The sequence below is a fragment of the Kordia sp. genome (genome assembly GCF_045105435.1).
GTDB lineage: Bacteria > Bacteroidota > Bacteroidia > Flavobacteriales > Flavobacteriaceae > Kordia.
On record NZ_JBGCDL010000279.1, the window covers coordinates 1 to 4549 of the forward strand.

Below are 4549 nucleotides of genomic sequence, written 5' to 3' on the forward strand. Positions count from 1 at the left end.
CATTCACGCCGAAAATGAAGCCGAATTGAAATCTGTAACGACTTTGACAATCGATACAGCCGAAATTAACGCACTTGGCGATGCAGAAATGGATTTGAGAATTATGAGCGATTCACTCGCAATTAACGGTTTCGGAAAAACGAAACAACGCTATGAAATTACTACACGCGAACTGATTCTAACTGCGTTTGAAGACGCAAAGATTGAAGCCAATGTAACCGCTACAAAAGTGACTTCGCAAGTGGAATATGCTAACATGAAGCTTCAAGGACAAACGGATGTTTTGTATTTGGAAGTGAAAGAAAAAGGTGAGTTTGTTGCACACGAATTAACCGCAAAGGAAATTCACGTAACCGCTACCGAACAAGCAAAAGTTGTCCTAAATTGCACAGAAGAGATTACGATTGATGCACACGATCGTTCAGAGATTGACTTGTTAGGAAGTCCGAAAGCCATTAACATGCATAAGTTTGAAGAAGAAGCGATTTTGCGTAAAATTAGCGAAGTAAATAAAAGCTTTTTGAAGCGTATTTTTTAGAAGTTAGTATGTGAATTAGGTCCTTTTTATTCGTGAAATACAATGAATTTTTCGGTTTCTATAGCAACAGATTGCTTCGTTGAAAACTCCTCGTAAAGACGTATCTTTAGCGCATTAAAATTACACCAATATGGACTTTTTCACCATTATGATTATTTTGATAACGCTCGTCGTTTTCGTATTTATTGTACTGATTTCGTTTGTGTTAAAGAAATCGAAAGATGTAAAGAATGAAGCTTTTTTGGAAGATGAACGCAAATTGATGCTTCAAAATGTATTGAAAAGGCGAAAGAAACTCGTACCATATAAGACTGACTTGCAGCTTCAAATCACAGATGCCATGACGTTTGAACGTTCGGAAGATGTGAGAAGCATTCACACCACAGGATTTTTATACAATACACAGCAAAAACCAATTGTGGCTTTTGAACGTGTGGAACGTGGAAAAAACGCAACAGGTCAATTAGTCGCAATCACAAAGAAACAAACATTTGCATTTACATTTTTAGGATTGAATATTTCTCTGTTTTGTGATGATGTGTTGTTAGGTACTTGGGACAATTCCGGAAACATCTATAATTCTGAAAAACAGCTAATTGGACATGCTAAACGTCCAGCAAATAGTACTGAGCGTTCACATTTTCCGTTGGTAATGAATCAACGTGAAATAGCGCAGTTACAAACAGCTCCTTTGTATGATACAATTGAAAATACCTCAACAGTTTCAACTATTTTTGAGGAATTGAATTTTGGTGCATTGGTGTTGTCAAAAACAACTTCGTCAAGCTTGGAAGAAGAAAAATGGTTGCTTGCGTTGGCAATTTTTGAAGTCACTTTTTACGGAAATATGCCCGTTGCCTAACTGAAATCGATAATTTACTCATTTAGAGTTCGTTTTTATTGGTAGCTTTTATAGTTTTAGCCAATCGTTAATCAATCAAATTATGAAAAAAATATATCTAAGTTGTGTATTGTGTTTTTCAATTATGCTGAATTATGCACAAAGTAAAACCAACCAAGTTGTGACTACAGAAACGACCGAATCTATTGTTCCTTTTATTGATAAATTGAAAAATGGTGAGCATTTCACCATTCATTACAAGTCTAGCGGATGCTTTCATAATAGCAAAGAAGCCTTGACTTTTGAACGCACAAATAATACGTATTACGTCGTTTATAAGAACGAAAAAAAGCAGGTAAGCGATGCATTTATGGAACGTGTTAGAAGTTTTGAAAAAGAGTTGTCGCAACAGCACGATTTAGGCTGCACTACTGTAGATAATTACTTAGTTATTTATAATGATACACAGCGCATTGCAACAGATGGAAGCTGCTCTTGGAACGGATATAGCAAATTGAAAAAACTTTTTGGATTTACGGCTTAATTATTTTTTACTAATATGTATAAACTAAAAAAGACCAACACTGATGTTGATCTTTTCTAGGGTAATCTTACTGGTAAAAGCAAAGAGTTACATTTTGACAATTTTCTCGGTTTTAATGCCTTTCTCGGTTTTTATTTTCACAAAATAGATTCCAGCTGCTTGTGCTGACATGTCAAGCGCTATGTTTTTTGTATTGTATTTTTCGGATGCTAACATTCTACCTTGTACATCATAGATTTCGATACTTTTTATGGCATCTTTTGCAGAGATGTATAACTGCTCTTTGGTAGGATTCGGATAAATGTTTATCGCATTGTTTAGTCGTACTTGATCTAAACTTAACGTAAATGCCGTTGTTTCTGTATTGGTTTGAATTGGGAAATTGTAATCAAAGAATATATTGGCTTCGTTACTTACAATATCGTCTTCTATGAGCGTGTCTTGCGATTGAATTTTTAATAGAATGTTTCCATGTCCACCAGCTTCTAACAAGATATTTTGAAAGATAAAACGAATTATATTTCCTGTGACCGTTATACTAGCGTCGTGCGAAGTACTTAGCATTCGTATGGTTGACGCATTGAATTGCGTAGGATCTATTTCCATTTCAACAACTACATTTTGCGCAAAGAAGTTTCCTGTGTTTTCAAAGTTGATGACATAGTGTAAATACTCTCCTATTTGATCAGGATTTACAAAGTTTCCTTGAATACATGTAATGTCATTAGGATCATACGAACCTACAACCGTTTGTGTATACGCAAATTGATTATCGTCAGGTAATATATCGCCTGCAATTGGGTTTATGGTTGCCGTGAAAACCAATTGATCGTCTATGTTTACTGGTGGCGTTTCCGTTGGTGAATTGACATTGAATCTAACATAGAAATTTCTACTTTCTAACGGCGCTAAGTCTGTATATGTCCAATTTAACACTCCTGGTGTTTGCGAACTTATGGTTTCTGTACTATTGATGAAGTCTAAAAGTGGTTCATCGTAGGTAAGACTGATATCTCCAGAAATGACTTCGTTTCCTTTGTTTTTATAGCTAATCCAATAAGAAGCATCAAATCCTGGTCGTGCAAAATCAATTGGCGATATTACAATTTCTACATCAGGGTTTGAACCGTTGTTCGTTATACAAAAATCTTCATCCGCTAAAAGGTTGTTCGTTATTGGAAAATTTGCTATTGCATTTGCAGGAGTTGCTATGTATAATGTCGGGTTTTCTATGTTTGGCGTGATCGTATAGTTTCCTGATGTCGCTTGGAATGAATAATTACCCAAATTATCAGTAAATATGGACGTTGTTTCGGTTCCATCATTGATATCGACACGTGTAAACGGAAATACTAAATCGTCAGTTCCATTACATCCATCATCATTGAGATCGTACGCTATATTTCCTTGTATGGTATTGTAGTTGGTATTATACGGGTCGGTTCCGAGGATTATTTCTAAGGCATTGTTTAGATCATCATTGTCACAGTTACCCGCTTGCCAAACTGTATTATCCGCATCAAAACCAGTATAACCAATGTCTTGCACAGGATCGCAAGGATCTGTGTAATCGGTTCCGTTAAATACTTCTTCTATGTTTAGAATTCCGTCTCCATCTACATCTTCTGTTGCTTCACCAATACAGTTGCAATTTTCATCAATAAAATCTGAAAGTGTCGCTGGATCTCCATCATCACACGGAGCGCCAACGATGTTGCCACCGCCACAACTTCCATCGTCAATAATGCTTACTGTTGCAATATCGTTTGCGTTTACGGTATTTCCTGTAATTACAGTTCCTTGGATAAAAAATGCTTCCGCAGTTTCAAATACATCATCATCTATGATCGGAATGACCACATTTATGGAACTTTGAAGCGCAGGAATAGTAACCGTAGTCATTACCGAGGTATAATCGTCAGGACTAGTGGCGGTATCATTAGTAGTAGTAATGTTAATATTTGTATCTATAGAACTTACCCCTTGAATTGTAACTGGAACAGTAATGCTTCCAGCATCTTCCATAACTGAAATATCATTTATTACAAATATAACCTGATCATCATCAATAATATTGACCGTTCCTGATGGAGAAATATTGCTTGTATTTCCGCTAACAACCGTTCCGTTTACTGTAAAATCTTCGGTTGGTTCAGAAATAGCATCGTCGATTATAGGAATAGATACGCTGGTTGAAGTTTGAAAAGCAGGGATTGTCACCATCACTGTTAAAGATGCATAATCGTCTGGATCAGTAGCTGAACCGTCCGTAGTTGTTATGCTTATAACCGTATCAACAGCGCTTGGTCCTGCTATGGATACTGGTACACTTGCAGTACCGTCACTTTCTGAGATATTAACATCGCCAATACTTACAAAAGAATCGTCATCATCAGTAATAGTGACTGTTCCTGATGGATCCGTATTGCTTGTATTTCCGCTAACAACCGTTCCATTTACTGAAAAAACCTCTGGAGGTTCAGAAACAGTATCATCTATAATGGGAATACTTACATTGACCTCACTTTGAAAAGCTGGAATTGTGGCTGTAACTGTTGTATTGACATAATCATCTAGACCGTTAGCTGTACCGCTCGTTGTTGTAATTTGTATAACCGTATCAACA

Annotated in this window: 4 protein-coding genes; 3 read left to right on the forward strand and 1 reads right to left on the reverse strand. The window is 36.4% G+C overall.

What is annotated here, in order from left to right; translation table 11 throughout:
* From AB8B65_RS14245 to AB8B65_RS14255, 3 genes are all read left to right on the forward strand, one after another.
* Nucleotides 1-538 (forward strand): GIN domain-containing protein (locus AB8B65_RS14245; RefSeq protein ID WP_405301824.1); only part of this gene is annotated, 538 nt, incomplete at its 5' end.
* A gap of 130 nt (nt 539-668) precedes the next feature.
* The gene (locus tag AB8B65_RS14250; protein WP_405301825.1) at nt 669-1400 is read left to right on the forward strand and encodes a hypothetical protein; all 732 of its coding nucleotides are present in this window, start codon (nt 669-671) and stop codon (nt 1398-1400) included.
* A gap of 82 nt (nt 1401-1482) precedes the next feature.
* Complete coding sequence (locus tag AB8B65_RS14255; RefSeq protein ID WP_405301827.1) at nt 1483-1923, forward strand: hypothetical protein; 441 nt, start codon at nt 1483-1485, stop codon at nt 1921-1923.
* Between the two features lie 87 nt (nt 1924-2010).
* Here the strand turns inward: AB8B65_RS14255 and AB8B65_RS14260 are convergent.
* On the reverse strand, nt 2011-4549 hold a 2539-nt coding region (locus AB8B65_RS14260; RefSeq protein ID WP_405301829.1), incomplete at its 5' end, for a Calx-beta domain-containing protein.

Excerpts from the sequence above, each read along its gene's own strand:
- AB8B65_RS14255 (WP_405301827.1), top strand. The coding sequence starts at position 1,483 with ATGAAAAAAATATATCTAAGTTGTGTATTGTGTTTTTCAATTATGCTG.
- AB8B65_RS14250 (WP_405301825.1), top strand. The coding sequence starts at position 669 with ATGGACTTTTTCACCATTATGATTATTTTGATAACGCTCGTCGTTTTC.